At 73.5% G+C, this 16,234-nt stretch carries 13 protein-coding genes, 1 tRNA gene and 1 pseudogene; 11 read left to right on the top strand and 4 right to left on the bottom strand.

Going from position 1 to position 16,234, the window contains the following annotated elements; translation table 11 throughout:
* The first annotated feature begins 82 nt into the window (after positions 1 to 82).
* From D1825_RS13595 to D1825_RS13560, 8 genes are all read left to right on the top strand, one after another.
* Positions 83 to 688 (top strand): hypothetical protein, encoded by a 606-nt coding sequence (locus tag D1825_RS13595; protein ID WP_118767949.1) that lies wholly within the window; start codon positions 83 to 85, stop codon positions 686 to 688.
* 44 nt (positions 689 to 732) lie between these two features.
* Positions 733 to 1,416 (top strand): phosphatase PAP2 family protein, encoded by a 684-nt coding sequence (locus D1825_RS13590; protein WP_118767948.1) that lies wholly within the window; start codon positions 733 to 735, stop codon positions 1,414 to 1,416.
* Entirely contained in the window at positions 1,417 to 2,115 is a 699-nt protein-coding gene (locus tag D1825_RS13585) for a phosphatase PAP2 family protein (protein ID WP_118767947.1), read from the top strand.
* Between the two features lie 70 nt (positions 2,116 to 2,185).
* A complete protein-coding gene (locus D1825_RS13580; protein WP_138067675.1) occupies positions 2,186 to 2,863 on the top strand; it encodes an SH3 domain-containing protein in 678 nt (225 codons plus the stop codon).
* 80 nt (positions 2,864 to 2,943) lie between these two features.
* Positions 2,944 to 4,275 carry a GntR family transcriptional regulator gene (locus D1825_RS18740; protein WP_118767945.1) on the top strand — a complete coding sequence of 444 codons (1,332 nt, stop codon included), beginning with the start codon at positions 2,944 to 2,946 and terminating at the stop codon, positions 4,273 to 4,275.
* A 68-nt stretch (positions 4,276 to 4,343) separates the two neighbouring features.
* Positions 4,344 to 7,070 (top strand): AAA family ATPase, encoded by a 2,727-nt coding sequence (locus D1825_RS13570; protein ID WP_233549901.1) that lies wholly within the window; start codon positions 4,344 to 4,346, stop codon positions 7,068 to 7,070.
* A gap of 85 nt (positions 7,071 to 7,155) precedes the next feature.
* The gene (locus D1825_RS13565; protein ID WP_118767944.1) at positions 7,156 to 7,989 is read left to right on the top strand and encodes an alpha/beta fold hydrolase; all 834 of its coding nucleotides are present in this window, start codon (positions 7,156 to 7,158) and stop codon (positions 7,987 to 7,989) included.
* 44 nt (positions 7,990 to 8,033) lie between these two features.
* Positions 8,034 to 8,858: an alpha/beta hydrolase gene (locus D1825_RS13560; RefSeq protein ID WP_118767943.1), complete on the top strand. Its 825-nt coding sequence runs from the start codon at positions 8,034 to 8,036 to the stop codon at positions 8,856 to 8,858.
* A 48-nt stretch (positions 8,859 to 8,906) separates the two neighbouring features.
* On the opposite strand, the gene D1825_RS13555 is transcribed toward D1825_RS13560, so the two are convergent.
* Positions 8,907 to 10,238 (bottom strand): carbohydrate-binding protein, encoded by a 1,332-nt coding sequence (locus D1825_RS13555; protein ID WP_199721599.1) that lies wholly within the window; start codon positions 10,236 to 10,238, stop codon positions 8,907 to 8,909.
* A 396-nt stretch (positions 10,239 to 10,634) separates the two neighbouring features.
* A tRNA-Ser gene (locus tag D1825_RS13550) sits at positions 10,635 to 10,721 on the bottom strand.
* A 64-nt stretch (positions 10,722 to 10,785) separates the two neighbouring features.
* On the opposite strand from D1825_RS13550, the gene D1825_RS13545 reads away from it, so the two are divergent.
* The gene (locus D1825_RS13545; protein WP_118767942.1) at positions 10,786 to 11,628 is read left to right on the top strand and encodes an NAD-dependent protein deacetylase; all 843 of its coding nucleotides are present in this window, start codon (positions 10,786 to 10,788) and stop codon (positions 11,626 to 11,628) included.
* Here the strand turns inward: D1825_RS13545 and D1825_RS13540 are convergent.
* Positions 11,560 to 12,060: a nucleoside deaminase gene (locus D1825_RS13540; protein ID WP_407643333.1), complete on the bottom strand. Its 501-nt coding sequence runs from the start codon at positions 12,058 to 12,060 to the stop codon at positions 11,560 to 11,562. The two genes, D1825_RS13545 and D1825_RS13540, sit on opposite strands and share 69 nt — an antisense overlap.
* Positions 12,061 to 12,140: 80 nt before the next feature.
* On the opposite strand from D1825_RS13540, the gene upp reads away from it, so the two are divergent.
* The gene (gene upp / locus D1825_RS13535) at positions 12,141 to 12,776 is read left to right on the top strand and encodes a uracil phosphoribosyltransferase (RefSeq protein WP_118767941.1); all 636 of its coding nucleotides are present in this window, start codon (positions 12,141 to 12,143) and stop codon (positions 12,774 to 12,776) included.
* Between the two features lie 201 nt (positions 12,777 to 12,977).
* Positions 12,978 to 13,223 carry a hypothetical protein gene (locus tag D1825_RS13530; protein ID WP_138067674.1) on the top strand — a complete coding sequence of 82 codons (246 nt, stop codon included), beginning with the start codon at positions 12,978 to 12,980 and terminating at the stop codon, positions 13,221 to 13,223.
* On the opposite strand, the pseudogene D1825_RS18280 reads toward D1825_RS13530, so the two are convergent.
* Positions 13,204 to 16,234 (bottom strand): annotated as a pseudogene (locus D1825_RS18280) (PT domain-containing protein); the annotation flags it as partial. The gene D1825_RS13530 and the pseudogene D1825_RS18280 overlap by 20 nt on opposite strands.

Below are 16,234 nucleotides of genomic sequence, written 5' to 3'. Positions count from 1 at the left end.
TCGTGTCGCGAAGTTCGGGACCGCGCAGCCCGCGGGCGCTAGCGTGGCGACCAGGCACGGGAGCAGGGGGAAGAACGTGACCATGATCGACACCGCCGTCGCGCCGGTCGCGGCGCCACCACGGCGACGGCACCGCGGCCGCTGGGTTGCCGCCGCCACGGTCGCCGTCCTCGCCGTCGCCGGAGTCACGGCCTGGCTCGTCGTCGGGCTGACGCCGCGACTGGGGAACGGCTCGACGGCCGCGACCGATCCCGAGGCGATCGCCAAGCCTGACGTCTTCGTCTACGGGCCCGACGAGCAGGTCGTGGTCGACCCTGCGGACGGCAGCCTCGACGGCGAGTGGTCGTTCCGCAACGACGGGCCGGCGACGATCGTCGTCAGCGCGGCGCCCCAGGCCCAGGCGTACGTCACGTACGACATCCAGCTCCGCCTCATCCCACCGCACGGCGGCTCCTCGATCGCCGACGCGGACGTGGTCACCGTCGGGCCCGGTGAGGAGTTCGGCGTCAGGTACTCGTGGGCGCCGGGGTGCGCGTCGTTCGGCCCGGGGACGGGCGAGAGCACCGACTCGGTGCGGCTGCGCGTCGACACGCTCGGGATCACCCGGACGGTCGACGTGGTGACGGACCACCCGCTGACCTACTGGACCGAGACGGGCTACACGCCACCCGCCAGCTGCGCGAGCTGACCGTTCGCCGCGCGCGCCGACCCGCGCGCACATAATCTCCGGGGATGCGAACGGCCCGGATCCCCTGGCGCGCCCTGCTGCGCGCGGGCGGCCTGGCCCTCGGCGTCGGCCTGCCGGTCGCGGCACTGGCCTACGTCGTCCGCTCGGACGTCGGCCCGATCGTCCGCTGGGACCAGCACGCGATCGTCGAGGCGACCGACTTCACCCGCGCGCACCCCGCGTTCCACGATGCGCTGATCGTGTGGCAGGAGGTCTTCCAGCCGCGCTGGGTCTACCTCGCCGGATCGCTCGTGTGCCTGTGGGTCTGGCGACGCCACCACCAGCCGGGCCGCGCCCTGTGGGGGTTCGGGACGCTCATGGCGTCCTGGCTGATCGCCAACTTCTCCAAGGAGCTGGTCCGCCGCGCACGCCCCGTCGTCGAGGACGCGTTGGTCCACGCCGGTGGCACGAGCTTCCCCTCGGGCCACGCGTTCGCGATCGCAGCGACCGGCACCACCGTGACCCTGCTGCTGTGGCCGATGCTCGGCGCGCGCGGCCGCGTCGCCGTGACGACCACGGCGGCCGTCCTCACGCTGGCCACGGGCGCCGACCGCGTCCTGCTTGGTGCGCACTACCCGTCCGACGTCGTCGGCGGCATCCTGCTCGGCGCGACCGTCTCGGGCGCGTCCTACATCGGGTATCGCGGCTGGACCGCGCTGCGCGACGACACCCCCGACCCGGAGGTCTGAGTGAGCACGTTCGTCCACCGCTACGAGCTGGACACCAGCCGCCCGCCGGCCCGCGAGTTCTGGCGTGACATCGCGCTGCGGGCGCTCGTCCCCGCAGCCGCGGTGTGGGTCGTCATCGTCGGCCTCGGGTTCCTGATCACCGGGCCGCTCGACAACCTGCCCGGCGAGAAGGGCGTGAGCGAGTGGTTCGTCTCGATCCGCACGCCCGCCCTGAACGACATCACGGCGGTCATCTCCCAGATCGGCAACACCCCGATCGTCGTGGCGATCGCGATCGTCGTGATGCTCCTGCTGCTCTGGCGGACGAAGCAGTGGTGGTTCGCGCTCGTGCCGGGACTGGCGATCGGGCTGCAGGCCGCGGTGTTCCTCACGTCCTCGCTCGTCGTGGGCCGCGAGCGCCCGGACGTCGACCACCTCGACGACGCGCCGCCCACCTCGAGCTACCCGAGCGGGCACACCGGCGCCTCGACCGCGCTGTACGTGACGCTCGCGCTGGTCGCGCAGCGGATCGAGAACCGGGCCCTGCGGGTCGTCGTGACGGTCCTGCTGCTGCTCTGCCCGCTCGCGATGGGGTCGGCGCGGCTCTACCGCGGCATGCACTCGCTGACCGACGTGCTCGTCGGGCTGGCCAACGGGATCGTCTGCGCGTTCATCGCGTGGAACTACCTGCGCCGGGACACGTCGCGAAACAATGGCTGAAATGTACAGGTGTATTTCACCGGGGCGATAAGCAACTCGGTATTTCACTCCAATTCAATAGGCTTTCTTTATGGAAAGCAGCCGGAAGTGCCGTCGCATCGCAGCCGTCCTGGCGGCCGTTCTCGTGCTCACCGGGCTGGCGGCTGCGGCGCCGGCCCAGGCGGCCGACGGAGCCACCCGCGTGGTGGTCACCGCGACAGTCGCGCGTGCGAGGCCCGCCACGTCGTCGACCGTGAAGAAGCGGCTCAAGCGCATGGACCGCGTCGTGGTCACCTCGACCCGCGGCAGCTGGGCGAGGACCTCGACCGGCTGGGTCCCCGCGAAGACGCTCGCGCGGGCGAACCACTACGCCGACACCGTCGCCGCGCAGCACGGGCTGCGGATCGTCTACACGAACAAGCAGGCGTGCGGCACCCGGGCGAGCGTCAGCACGGCGACCGCCTTCCAGGCGGGCGGCTGCTACGTCGCCGGCAGCAACGACCTGCAGCTGACGAAGTCGGCCGCGTACGACGGCAAGGCGACCTGGAAGCGGACCGCGATCCGCAACCTGGTCCTGCACGAGAGCGCGCACGCCCTGATCTGGCGCGCGGTGGGCTCGGCCCATCCCGCGCTGGCGGGCAGTCGCTCGGAGCAGGTCACCGACGCGTACGCGTGGAAGTACCTCGGAGCGACCTCGCGCACGGCGGGTGGGTACGGGTTCTCGGCCAAGGACCTGGCCGCCGCGAAGGCGATCCGGGCGAAGGGCTGATCAGGACGATGGTCCCGGATCGGTGGTTCGCCGACGGGAGACACTGAGCACGCAGGGGACTCGAGCACACGAGGTCCGCCATGCCTATCCCCACCGCCATCCCGCCACCCCGCCCCGAGCCGGTCCGCGAGGTCTGCTACCAGACCCTGCTGAGTCGGATCATCGACGGCACCTACCCCGCGGGAACCCGCTTGGACGACGACGTCCTCGCTGCCGAGTTCGGCCTCTCTCGCGGGCCACTGCGCGAGGCGTTGAACGGCCTGGCGTCCTTCCACATGGTCGAGATCCTTCCTCGACGCGCGACGATCGTGTCGGCGATCGACCAGCGCAGCCTGCGTGAGGCGACGACCGTCCTCTACGTCCTGGTCGCCGACGCCATGCGCCTGACCGTGGGACGCCTGACGGCCGCCGACCGTGCGGCCCTGGTCGCCTATCGGGACACCGCGCTCACGTCGGACGCCGTCGTACGACAGACAGTTCGCTGCTGCCGGGTGTGGACGGACTTCTACGCGGTGATCGTCAACCGCCTCGGCAATCCGGAGTACGACCGCGTGATCCGCTGGATCGGCCCGTACGCCCGCCGGTTCAACTGGCAGATTGCGGACCTGATCGACCCGACGACCGAGGCCGCTTTCGAGCTCGCGGAGATCGAGGCGCTGCTCGCGGGCGACGTGGACGCGCTGATGACCATCTGGCACGAGCACACCGCCGTCTACATCCCGGGTCTCGTCGACGGCGTCCAGGATCACGGGGGCCCGCTCGAGCCAGAGGTCACGGGCGACACCTGTGCCGGACGAGCCACGGCCCAGATCCGGGAGGCGATCGCCGACGGGACCCTGCTGCCCGGAGAGACGCTGGTCGAGGCGGACCTGATCGCGTGGCTCGGGGTGTCGCGGACCCCGGTCCGCGACGCTCTTCGCCGGCTCTCGCGGCAGGCCCTCGTCGAGCTCGAACCAGGTCGGCCCACCCGGGTCGCGGTGATCGAGGAGGCCGACCTGCGCAACCTCGCCGACGTCGCGCACGTCCTTCGTCGAACGGTCGCCCAGCTCGCGCTCCGCGACCGGCCCGAGCACCTCGCCGCTCAGCTGCGCGAGGGGCTCGCCGACGTCACGGCCGCTGCACCCGGCATGGCTACGACGCTCGCCGTCGGGGACCTGTTCCATCGCCTCGACACCGCGCTGGGACGCGGCGTCTACGGTCAGATCCTCGAGCCGATCCACGTCCGCGGGCGGTTCTTCGCGGTGCGACACCCCGAAGCCGCCTCCGACATGACGCTCGACCTCGCTCAGCAGCTCGTCGACGCGGTCGAGACTCGTGATGCCGGCGCGCTCGACGAGGCGCTGCACCGCTACTTCTCCTTCGGAGGCGAGCGCCGATCCGTCGGGCGCGGCCGTCGAGACCGAGCCGCCTGAGGCTGACCGCAGGACGACGACCCGAATCGGCCCGGACCTGCACAAACGCACCTCGCAGCCCCTAGGGTATGGCCATCACCACCGTGGCCGCCCCGCTCCTTGGTCGCGCCGACGAGCTGCGGCGTCTCGGCGCGACGATCACGGCTGCCCGCAACGGCACGAGCGGGACGCTGCTCGTGCGCGGGGACCCCGGCATGGGCAAGTCGGCGCTGCTGGCCGCCGCGACGCACGACCTGCCCGACGTCCGCATCCTGCGCTCCGACGGCTACGAGGCCGAGTCGACGATGGCCTTCGCGGGGGTGCACCGGCTGGTCCTGCAGCTGGCCGACGAGCAGGCGGCGCTCCCGGACCGGCAGCGCGCCGCGCTCGCGGTGGCGACGGGCACCTCCGACGGCGACCCACCCGACCGGTTCCTCGTCGGCCTCGGCCTGCTCGGGCTGCTCGCGGCAGCGGCCCGACGCCAGACGCTCGTCTGCGTGGTCGACGACGCGCACTGGCTCGACCTCGAGTCGCGCGAGGTCCTGGCGTTCGTCGCCCGCCGGCTCCAGGCCGAGCGCGTCGCGCTCCTGCTCGCGGCGCGCGGCGCGGCCGACCTCCCCGGGCTGCCCGACCTCGAGCTCGCCGGACTCGACGCGGTCGCGGCCGCCGCGCTCGCCGACCGCTCGGTCGAGGGCGGCGTCGTCGACCCGCGCGTGGCCAGCAGCATCGCGGCGGCCACCGGCGGCAACCCCCTGGCCCTGATCGACCTGTCCCCCGAGCTGGCCGCCGGCGGCGTCGTCGGCGCCGAGCCCTACCCCGTCCCGATCGGGTCCCGGCTCGAGGCCCACTACCTCGCGCAGGTCCGCGGGCTGCCCGGCCCGACGCGCGCGTGGCTCGCCGTCGCCGCCGCGGAGTCGTCGGGCGAGCCGTCCCTCGTCGCACAGGCCTGTGCCGCGCTCGACATCGCGGCACACGCGGGCGAACCCGCCGAGACCGCCGGGCTCGTCGTCGCCGGGCGGACGATCGAGTTCCGCCACCCGCTCGTCCGCGCGGCCGTGTACGGGGCGCTGCCTGGTCCGCGTCGGCGCGAGATCCACGCGGCCCTGGCCGGGGCGTCGGCCGCCGAGGGAGCGCACGAGCTCGAGGTGTGGCACGCGGCCGCGGCGGTCGTCGGGACCGACGAGGCGGTCGCGGCACGCCTGGGCGCGGCGGCCGACCGCGCAGGGATGCGCGGCGGGCTGGCCTCACGCGCGCGCCTGCTCGAACGCGCCGCCGAGCTCAGCCCGCCCGGTCCCGGCCGGGACGCCCGGCTCCTCGACGCCGCCGAGGCCGCCGCCGCCGTGGGCGCCGCGCACCACAGCATCGCGCTGCTCGACCGGCTCGACCCCGACCAGCTCGACCGCGTGGGACGGGGCCGGGCCATCGCCACGCGCGCGCTGCTCGCGACGTTCATGGCCGACCCGGCCGGCATCGTCGCGGGGACCGCGAACCTGCTGCGCGCCGCCGGCGCGTTCCACGGCGTCGACCCCGCGCGCGAGCAGCGCACCCTCATCCGCGCGTTCGAGGTCGCCCTGCCCGCGGAGTGGCTGATGCAGGGCGTGACCCTCGACGAGCTGGGGCACCGGCTCGCGGCCGGGGCGGACGTCGCACCCGGGCCGCGCGCGTCCGCCCTGCGCGGCCTGAGTGCCCACATCCTGCTGCCCTACGAGCAGGCGGTCCCCGCGATGCGTGCCGCTCTCGCGACGATCGCCGAGATCCCCGACGCGGAGCTCCTCGACGTCGGGTACTTCGGCATCGCGCTGTCGATGGCGCTGTGGGACGAGAGGTCCTGCATCGACGACCTCGAGCGGGCCGCCCGCGTCGCGCGGGAGGCAGGCTCGCTGCAGATGCTCGACGCGTCGCTGTGGCTGCTGAGCCTCGTCGAGCTCGTGCGCGGCGACCCGGCAGCGGCCGGGCGGTACGTCGAGCAGGTCCGCGAGCTGCGCCGGGCGATGGGATATCCCGCCGAGCAGGTCGTCAACGTCGCCTACCTCGCCTGGGCGGGCGCGCCGCGCGAGCAGATCCAGGCGATCGCCGACGCCCTCGTGCCGATGGGGTTCGGCGGCGCGTGGACCGTGGCGATGACCGGGCTGAGCGTGCGGGACATCGCCGAGGGCCACTACCGGGACGCGTACGAGCGACTGCGGCCGATGATCGAGCGCCCGTTCCTGCAGGTCACCTACGGGCAGCTGCCCGACTACGTGGAGGCCGCGGTCCGCAGCGGTCACGTCGCCGCCGCGCGGGAGACTGCCGATCAGCTCGACGCGTTCGCGCGCGCGAGCGGCACGCCGTGGATCCGCGGCCTCGCGGCCCGCAGCGCCGCGCTGCTCGCCCCGCCCGACGAGGCCGAGGCGCTGTACCTCGCCGCGATCGGCTGGCTCGGACGGTCGGCGACCCCCGCGGACCTGGCGCGCGCCCACCTCGTGTACGGCGAGTGGCTGCGCCGCGAGAAGCGCCGGGTCGACGCGCGCGAGCACCTTCGCGTCGCCGTGGCCGCGTTCGAGCGGATCGAGGCCCCGGCATTCGCCCGACGAGCCGCCACCGAGCTCGCCGCCACGGGCGAGCACGTCCCGCCCCGCGGCGACGGCGCTTCCGTCGACCTGACCCCCCGTGAGGCGACCATCGCGCGCCGGGCCGCAGCTGGCGAGACCAACGCCGAGATCGGGGCGGCACTGTTCATCAGCGCGAACACGGTCGACTACCACCTGCGCAAGGTGTTCCGGAAGCTCGGCGTCACCTCGCGCCGCCAGCTCGCCCAGGTGCTGCCGCGGCCCTGACTACGTGCCGCACGTGGTGCGGCCGTGCGTCGTCGGCGGACACGCTCGGGGAACCCCGACGAACGACGACGGAGAGGTCCCGACGATGCCCCACGTGACGACCGAGGACGGCGCGCAGATCTTCTACAAGGACTGGGGCACCGACGGCACGCCCGTCGTCCTGAGCCACGGCTGGCCGCTCAACGCCGACGCGTGGGAGGCGGCCGCCCTGTTCCTCGCCGAGCACGGGCACCGGGCGATCGCGCACGACCGTCGCGGGCACGGTCGCTCGAGCCAGACCTGGCACGGCAACGAGATGGACACCTACGCGGACGACCTCGCGTGCCTCGTCGAGCACCTCGACCTGCAAGACGCGACCCTCGTCGGGCACTCCACGGGCGGCGGCGAGATCGTCCACTACGTCGGGCGGCACGGCACCGCCCGCGTCGCGGGCCTCGTCCTGGTCTCGGCCGTGCCACCGCTCATGCTCGCGGCCGACGACAACCCCGGCGGCCTGCCCCTGGCGGTCTTCGACCAGATCCGCGCCGGCGAGGCGACCGACCGCTCCCAGCTCTACCGCGACCTCGCGGACGGCCCGTTCTTCGGGCACAACCGCAACAACGACATCTCCCAGGGCGTGCGCGACGCGTTCTGGCTGCAGAGCATGGCGTGCGGGCACCGCGCCGCCTACGAGTGCATCGCCGCGTTCTCGGCCACCGACTTCCGCCCCGACCTCGCCGCGATCGACGTCCCGACGCTGGTCATCCACGGCGACGACGACCAGGTCGTGCCCTTCGCGGTCGGCGGCGAGCGCTCCGTCACGCTCATCGCCGACGCCCGGCTCACCGTCTACGCCGACGGCGCGCACGGCCTGCCGGACACCGCGCGCGACCGGCTGCACGCCGACCTGCTCGCGTTCGTCGACTCCCTGCCGCACTGAGAACACCGAGAACACCCGCCCTGCACCGACCGGAAGGAACGCTCATGCCTGACACGAACGCCCCGGACACCATCGTGCTCGTGCACGGACTGTGGATGACCCCGCGCAGCTGGGAGGGTTGGGTCGCGCACTTCGAGGCGAAGGGCTTCCGGGTGCTCGCGCCCGCCTACCCGGGGTTCGAGATCGAGGTCGAGGCGCTGCGGGAGAACCCCGACGTCATCGCGAGGCTCACCGTCCCCGAGACGGTCGACCACCTCGCTCGGCAGATCGAGGCCCTCGACGCGCCGCCGATCATCATCGGCCACTCGTTCGGCGGCACCCTGACCCAGCTCCTGCTCGCGCGCGGCCTGGGCGCCGCGGCGGTCGTCGTCGACTCGGCCCCGACCGAGGGCGTGCGGGTCACGCCGCTGTCGCAGGCCAGGTCGCTGTTCCCGGCGCTGAAGAACCCGGCCAACTACCACCGGGCCGTCGGGTTCACGGCCGAGGAGTTCCACTACGCGTTCGCCAACACCCTGTCCCGCGAGGAGTCGGACGCCGTGTGGGAGAAGTACGCGATCGCCGCGCCCGGCAACTGGGTGTGGGCGTACGGGCTCATCGCCAACTTCAAGCCCGGCCACCAGGAGACGTGGGTCGACTACGCCGCCGACCGCGCCCCGCTGCTGTTCATCGGCGGCAGCGAGGACCACATCATGCCGCCGTCCGTGAACAAGTCGAACGCCAAGCACTACCGCCACTCCCCGGCGATCACCGAGTACGTGGAGTTCCCCGGCCGCTCGCACTGGATCTGCGCCGAGCCCGGCTGGGAAGAGGTGGCCGACCACGCGCTCGAGTGGGCGCTGACCCACGCTCGGGCGACGCAGGCGTCCTGAGCCGACGAGGGCCCCGCCGATGCGTTCGGCGGGGCCCTCGTCGTCCGGTCAGAGCGGCAGCCAGAGCGCCAGCACGTTCGGCGGCTCCCAGCCGGTCAGCGACGTGTGCGCCTGGCGGCAGCGGTACTGCTTGCCGCCGTAGGTCACCACGTCACCGACCGCATACGCGTGGTTCGCGGTCCACGTGCCGGTGGCCGGGGTCGTGGGGGTGGGCGTCGGCGTGGGCGTCGGGGTCGGCGTCGCTGTGGGCGTCGGGGTGACCGTCGGCTTGGGCGTGGTCGTCGGCGTCGGGGTGGGGGTCGGCGTGGGGTTCGTGCCGCCGAACAGCGCCTTCGCGTTGTCGCCGAACGTCCAGCCCTTCGACCCGTCCCAGTTGATCGACCAGGTCATCAGGCCCTTGGGCGCTCCACCGAGCTGCGACCACGCCTGCGCGACGAGCGCGGGCGTCATGTACCCGCCGCCGGCTCCGGGCTGGGCGGGCAGGCCGGGGACCTGCTTGTCGTACGGCACCCGGATGGTCGTGCCCTGCACGGTCAGGCCGGCGTCGAGGCACCGGGTCTGGGCGACGAATCCCGCGACCGTGCCCGCCGCGTACGAGCCCCCCGAGCAGTCGTGCATCGACCCGTTGTAGTACTGCATGTTCAGCCACCACAGCCGGCCGTTGTCGGCGTACTTCTTGATGATCGGGAGGTACGAGCCCCAGATCGAGCCGTACACGACCGACCCTCCGGTGACGTAGGCGGTCTCGGGGGCCATCGTCAGGCCGAAGCCCGCGGGCATCGCGGCGAGGATCCCGTCGATGATCCGGATCAGGTTGGACTGCGAGGTGGACAGAGTCCCGATGCTGCCGGACCCGGTCAGGCCCGCCTCGATGTCGATGTCGATGCCGTCGAAGTTGTTGGCCTTGAGGATCGGGACGATCGTCGCGACGAACTTGTCCGCCACGGCGCTCGACGACAGGTCGATGCTCGCGTTCGCCCCGCCGATCGACAGCAGGACCGTGTGGCCCTGGGCCTTGGCGGCGCACACCTGCGCGGGCGTCGGGACGTCGACGCCGGTGTCCATGCCGTCCTGCCACTTGACCGTCCCGTCGGGCAGGATCACGGGGAACGCGGCCATCAGCACGTTGTAGCCGTGCTGCGCCTGGCGGGCGTCGTCGATGGGGATGTAGCCCAGGCCCGGGTGGACCGAGGAGTTGTCCCAGCTCTCCCAGTAGCCCTGCAGGACCTTGCCCGCGGGCCTCGACTTCTGGCCGCAGGTGTCGGCGGCGCCCGCCGAGGACAGGCCGATCGTGAGGCCGAGGCTCGCGACCATGGCGGTGGCTGCGAGGGCCGCGACGACGCGGGCGCTCGAGCGGTTGGGACGGAAGATGCGACGCATGCGGGACCTCCGGGGGAAGGGCGGGGCTGGCAGCGGACCGACGGATCGGGCCGCCACGACGTCGGGGCGGCCCTCTCCGACGAGGGTGCGTTTTGACCGTAGTGCCCGATCTGGGGCCAGTGGAAGAGTTCCTTACAAAAAAGTCCTAACAAATCTGCGGCCGCCTCGAGGCCGGGCCCGCGCCCGGCGCAGCTCGACGTACGTCGGCGGGGCGACCGCGAAGGGCGCGCGCGCGACGATCCACCTGCAGGTGAAGTCGTACACGCTGACGTGAAGCACTCCGGGAGCACGACGGTCGCGGCGGCGTCCGCGAAGGCGAAGCTGGTCGTGCTGCCGAAGAAGTAGCCGGACGCAGCGAAGCGGCCCTGACCTGCTGGTCAGGGCCGCTTCGATCGGCGGTAGCGGTGGGATTTGAACCCACGGTGGACTTTCACCCACACACGCTTTCGAGGCGTGCTCCTTAGGCCGCTCGGACACGCTACCTCGCCGAGAAGGGTACCCGGTCGAGGGCCGTGCTCCGAATCCGGCCCCGACGTACGGTGGAGCGGTGAGCTTCGATGATGTCCTGGCGGTCCTGACGGGCCGCCGGCTGACCGTCCTGACGGGCGCCGGCGTATCCACCGACTCAGGGATCCCGGACTACCGCGGGCCGGACTCGCCGCCCCGCACGCCGATGACGTTCCAGCAGTTCACCAGCGACGACGCGTTCCGCCGACACTACTGGGCGCGCAACCACGTGGGCTGGCGGCACGTGCGCCGGACGCAGCCCAACGAGGGGCACCGGGCGCTCGCGCGACTCGAGGACGAGGGCGTCGTGGTGGGGATCATCACGCAGAACGTCGACCTGCTGCACGAGGCCGCGGGCTCGCGCAACGTCATCGACCTGCACGGCCGCTACGACCGCGTGGTGTGCCTGAGCTGCGGCACGGTGATGAGCCGGCGCGAGCTGGCCGACCTGCTCGACGCGCTCAATCCGCACTTCGCCCCCGAGGCCGTGGCGGACATCGAGATCGCTCCCGACGCGGACGCCGTCATCGAGCAGACCGCCGACTTCGTCGTCGCGGACTGCCCGGTGTGCGGCGGGATGCTCAAGCCGGACATCGTCTACTTCGGCGAGAACGTGCCGCGACCGCGGGTGGATGCGGCCTACGCGATGGTCGACGAGGGCGACGCCCTGCTCGTCGCGGGCTCGTCGCTCACGGTGCAGTCGGGGCTGCGGTTCGTCCGGCACGCCGCGGCCGCCGAGAAGCCGATCGTCATCGTCAACCGGGGCGCCACGCGCGGCGACCGGCACGCCACGCTCACCTACCACGCGGGGACGTCAGAGACCCTGAGCGCCCTCGCCCGGCTCCTGCCGGTGGCCCTCGAAGAAGCGCCGCAGCAGCTCTGAGGACTCCGCGGCCCGCACGCCGCCGACGACCTCGACGCGGTGGTTGAGCCGCCGGTCGCGCACCACGTCCCACTGCGACCCGCACGCGCCAGCCTTGGGGTCCCACGCGCCCAGCACCAGCCGCGGCACGCGGGCCAGCACCGTCGCCCCGGCGCACATGAGGCACGGCTCGAGGGTCACGACCAGGGTGCAGTCGTCGAGCCGCCACCGGCCCAGCGCCGCGGCGGCGGACCGCAGCGCGACGACCTCGGCGTGGCCCGCGGGGTCCGCGGCGGCCTCGCGCACGTTGTGCCCGCGCCCGACGACCTCTCCGCCCGGACCCAGCACCACGGCGCCGACCGGCACGTCGCCGGTCGCGAGCGCCAGCACGGCCTCGTCGAGCGCCTCGCCCATCGCCAACGCGTCGGCGGCCGCCTCGGGTCGGGTGCTCATGCCGCCATGATCCCCCAGCGGCGAGGTGGCGGACGACCTTGGTGCATCCCAGCACGTGGGACACCCGGTAAGTTGCTCCCATGCGCCTGCACGTCGCGAACCACCCGCTGGTCGACCACAAGCTCGCCGTCCTGCGTGACGTCGAGACCCACTCGGCGACCTTCCGCCTCCTCGTCGACGAGCTGGTCACCCTGCTCGCGTACGAGGCGACCCGGGACGTGCACACCCGCGAGGTCGAGATCACCACGCCGGTCACCACGACCACCGCGCGCAAGCTGGCCACGCCGCGCCCGATCGTCGTCCCGATCCTGCGCGCCGGGCTCGGCATGCTCGACGGCATGACGCGCCTGCTCCCGACCGCCGAGGTCGGCTTCCTGGGCATGCAGCGCGACGAGGAGACCCTCGAGGCGATCACGTACGCCAACCGCCTGCCCGACGACCTGTCCGGCCGGCAGTGCTTCCTGCTCGACCCCATGCTCGCCACCGGCGGGACGCTGGTCGCGGCCATCGACTACCTGCTGCAGCGCGGCGCGCGCGACGTCACCGCGGTCTGCCTGCTGGCCGCGCCGGAGGGCCTCAAGGTCGTCGAGGACTTCGTGGGCGACCGGGCCGACGTGTCGATCGTCGTCGCCGCGGTCGACGAGCGCCTCAACGAGAAGGCGTACATCGTGCCGGGCCTCGGGGACGCGGGAGACCGCCTCTACGGCGTCGTCTGAGCATCCACCGGGTGAGACCACCCGGGTAACTCCTTGGGCACGGCCGACGAGCCGTGCGATGCTCGCACCGTGATCCGACCCACGCACTACGCCACGGCGGCGTCCGCCGTGCGCGTATCTGCGATGCGCTGTCCGGCCTGACGTCGCCCCTCAGGCCCGACCCTCCCGCCCCACCGGCGGACCGCACACCCGGAGAACCCCATGGCACTTCCTGCTCCCTTGCCCCCGCCGCCACGCGCCGGCTTCGTCCTGTACGTCTCGGTGCCCGAGTCGACCACGGCGACCGCCCTGGCCGACGTCGCCGCGACCCTGCACGAGCTTGCGGTCGACGCGCTGCCCGGCGCCGAGACCGTGACGGCGCTCTCGCTGGTCCCCGGCGGGTCGGACGACGTCCGGCGGATCGGTGAGCGGCTCACCGACCTGCGGCTCATCTCGGGTCAGCAGTAGCCGCAGGCTCGGGCGGCTGCGTCCGCAGCGTGATGGCGCCGACGAGGTACTGGTCGCCGACCGTCGACGCGGTCAGCGAGCTCACGTCGCAGCCCAGCAGGACCGGCCGGAACGCCTTGGCGTCCGTACCGAGCGAGTTCGCCGCGCGCCAGCCGGTCGCGGTCGAGTCGAACGCGTTGGACGACGAGCCCGCCGAGCCGTCCCAGCGCACGGGCGTCAGCGCGACCGGCGCGGCGTCGCACAGCGGGCTCGTCAGCCGTAGCTGGTCGCCGCTGCCCTGGTAGTCGCCCTCCCAGGCGACGACCCCGACGCGCGCCAGCGTGCCCGCGGGCGCCGCGAACGAGAACACGGGCGGCTGCGCGCCGCTGCCCACCCACGCGCCGCTGTCGTACACCGTCACGGCGGCGTCGCTGCCGTCGGAGTAGACGACGACGAGCGACCAGCCGGCGAAGTAGGTCGGGTCCTTGTCCGAGCGGCCCGCGCTCACGGCGATGTCCGCCACGGACCAGGTCCCGCTGCCCCCGGCGGCCACCTGGTCGGTCACGTCGGCGAACGACTGGTAGTACCGGCGGTTGGCGTTGTCCTTCCGGTCGGCGATGACCGTGCCCGTCACGGCCTTGTAGTCGCCCTGGGGTCCGCGCAGGCGGGCGTCGGTCAGCGCCTTGCTCCACGTGTCGGAGCCCGCGGCGTTGCCGGACCAGTAGAGGCCGGCGAACTCGACGGCGGCACCCTTCGGGATCACGAGCTGGGCCTTGGAGGAGACGGCGACGCTCGCGCGCTGACCGGCGAACGGCGCCTCGTCGAGCGGGATCATCGCCAGCCCGTTGTTGTCCGCGGTGCCCTTCTCGAGCGCGTTGCGGCACGCGGCGAGGTAGGTGTTGCAGGACAGCAGCGGCGCTCCGACCTGCGTCACGGCGCCGGTCCCGGTGTAGCGCTCGGCGAGCCCGGCCGACGTGGCAGGCAGGGTGATCTGGACCGGGTCGCTGGTCGCGCCCGTGGCGCGCGCGGTGACCGTGACCCGGCTGCGCTCGCTCCACATGAGGTGCCCCGAGACGAGCACGGCCGCGGAGCCGCCCGAGGCGATGTCACCGAGCGGGCACTCGACGACGCGCGGGTCCTCGGTTGCGGCGCACCCGGCGGTCTGGCTGCCGTCGGGGTTCGGCACGACGTTGCGCGGCAGCGCGACGCGTGCCACGACGCCACCGGCGTCGGAGCCCTCGCCGACGTCGACGGCGAACGAGACCTGCACGCCCTCGTCGCCCTGCAGGAGCACGGGTGACGTCTCGGTCCGCACGACGAGCGACGGCGCGCGGCCCACGACCGGCACGCTGACCTCCACACCATCGGCGCCGGGCGCCCTCGCCGCGACGGTCAGGTCGCCGAGCGTGCCCGTGGCGCCCACGTCACCGACGAGGCTGAGGGCGAGCGGCTCCTGCGCGCCGGCCTTCACCGCGTCACGCGTGCACGTGGCGAGCGAGCCGTCGAGGCCGCAGTCCCAGCCGTCGGGAGTCGCGTCGGCCCACCGGGTGCCCTCGGGCGCGGTGGCTTCTACCACGACGTCCGAGGCGTCCAGGTCGCCCTCGTCGCCGATCAAGAGCTTGACCGGCACCGCGTGCCCGCCCAGCACCTCGAGTCCTTCGGCCGCATCCACCGACAGGCGCGCGGGGCGCTCGATGGTGAACGGGACGGAGATCGGGGTGGGCGTGGCACGGCCGGACGGGCTGAGCGTCACCGTGATCGGGTCGTCCCCCACGTCGTCCGGCTCTCCGGCCGTCAGCGCGAGGGCCAACGGTGCCGAGCCCCGTGCGGGGATCGTCGCCATGGTGCAGTCGACGACGTTCGCGGCCGCTCGCGCCGCCTGCGGCAGCAGGCAGCTCCAGTCGCCGCCGACCTGCTGCCAGCTGATCCCCGCGGGGAGCGCGACCTGAACCACGGCGGCGGTCGCGGCCGTTCCGCCGGCGTTGCGCAGCGGCAGGGTGAGCGTCGTCGGCCGCTGGCTGAGCAGCTCGAGCGTCGCGGGCGCGGACGGCAGTGCCAGGCGGGCCGGGGCGGGTGCCACGCGCACGGGGATCGGCGGCGCCTCGTAGTCGAGGCCAGCGCCCTTCACGTGCAGCGCGATCTCGCCGTCGGACCGGTCGTAGGACTCGTCGACCGCGACGTGCAGGACGAGGCGCGCGGTCGTGCTGGGCGCGAGCACGTCGAGGGTGCAGCGCGCCGTCGGGGACTGCTCGCCCCCGGTGCACACCCAGCCGGGGTCGGAGGCCGCGGCGAAGCGGCCGAACACGCCGGGCGTTGTCACCGTCAGCACATCGTCGATCGTCACGCCGTCGGGCAGGACGACGTCGGCCGCGAGGTCGGCGGCCGCGGTGCCGCCCGTGTTCGCCACCTCGATCGCGAGCTCCTGGTCGGTCGCGCCCGCGGACAGGGACAGGCCGGTGTCGGGCAGGACGACGGAGAGCGCCGCGGGGGCCGGCGGAGGGTCGGTCGGGGGATCCGTGGGCGGGTCGGTCGGCGGGTCCGTCGGGGGATCTGTCGGCGGGTCCGTGGGCGGCTCGGTCGGGTCGCTCGTCGGCTGCGCGGTGGGCTGGGACGTGGGCTGCGACGTCGGCTGGGCGGTGGGCTGGCTCGTCGGGGCGGACGTCGGGTTCGTCGCGGGCGCCGTCGGATCCGTACCCGGGACGACGGGCGGCGCGGTGGGCCCCTGCGACGCAGCGGTGCTCGGGTCCGGCGTCGCACCCGGCGACGCGGGTGCGGTGGGCTGGTCGTTCGTCGAGGAGGCGCTCGAGGTCGGCACGGGGAGCGTCGCCTCGTCGTCGGGCCCGGACAGCAGGTTCACGACGAGGGCCGTCGCGATCCCGGCGACCACGAGCACGCCCGCCGCCACCGCCACGGCGGCCGCGGGGATCGACGCGATGAACGCCGCGATCCCGCCCGCGGCACTCGCGCCCGCGGTCGCGCCTGCGCCGCCGCCCGCGGCGACCGCGGCAGCGCCACCCGTGCCCGCGGTCGCC

Source organism: Cellulomonas rhizosphaerae (genome assembly GCF_003470205.1).
Taxonomy (GTDB): domain Bacteria; phylum Actinomycetota; class Actinomycetes; order Actinomycetales; family Cellulomonadaceae; genus Cellulomonas; species Cellulomonas rhizosphaerae.
Note: the sequence above shows the minus strand (reverse complement) of the source record. Positions and strands in the feature narration are given on the sequence as shown.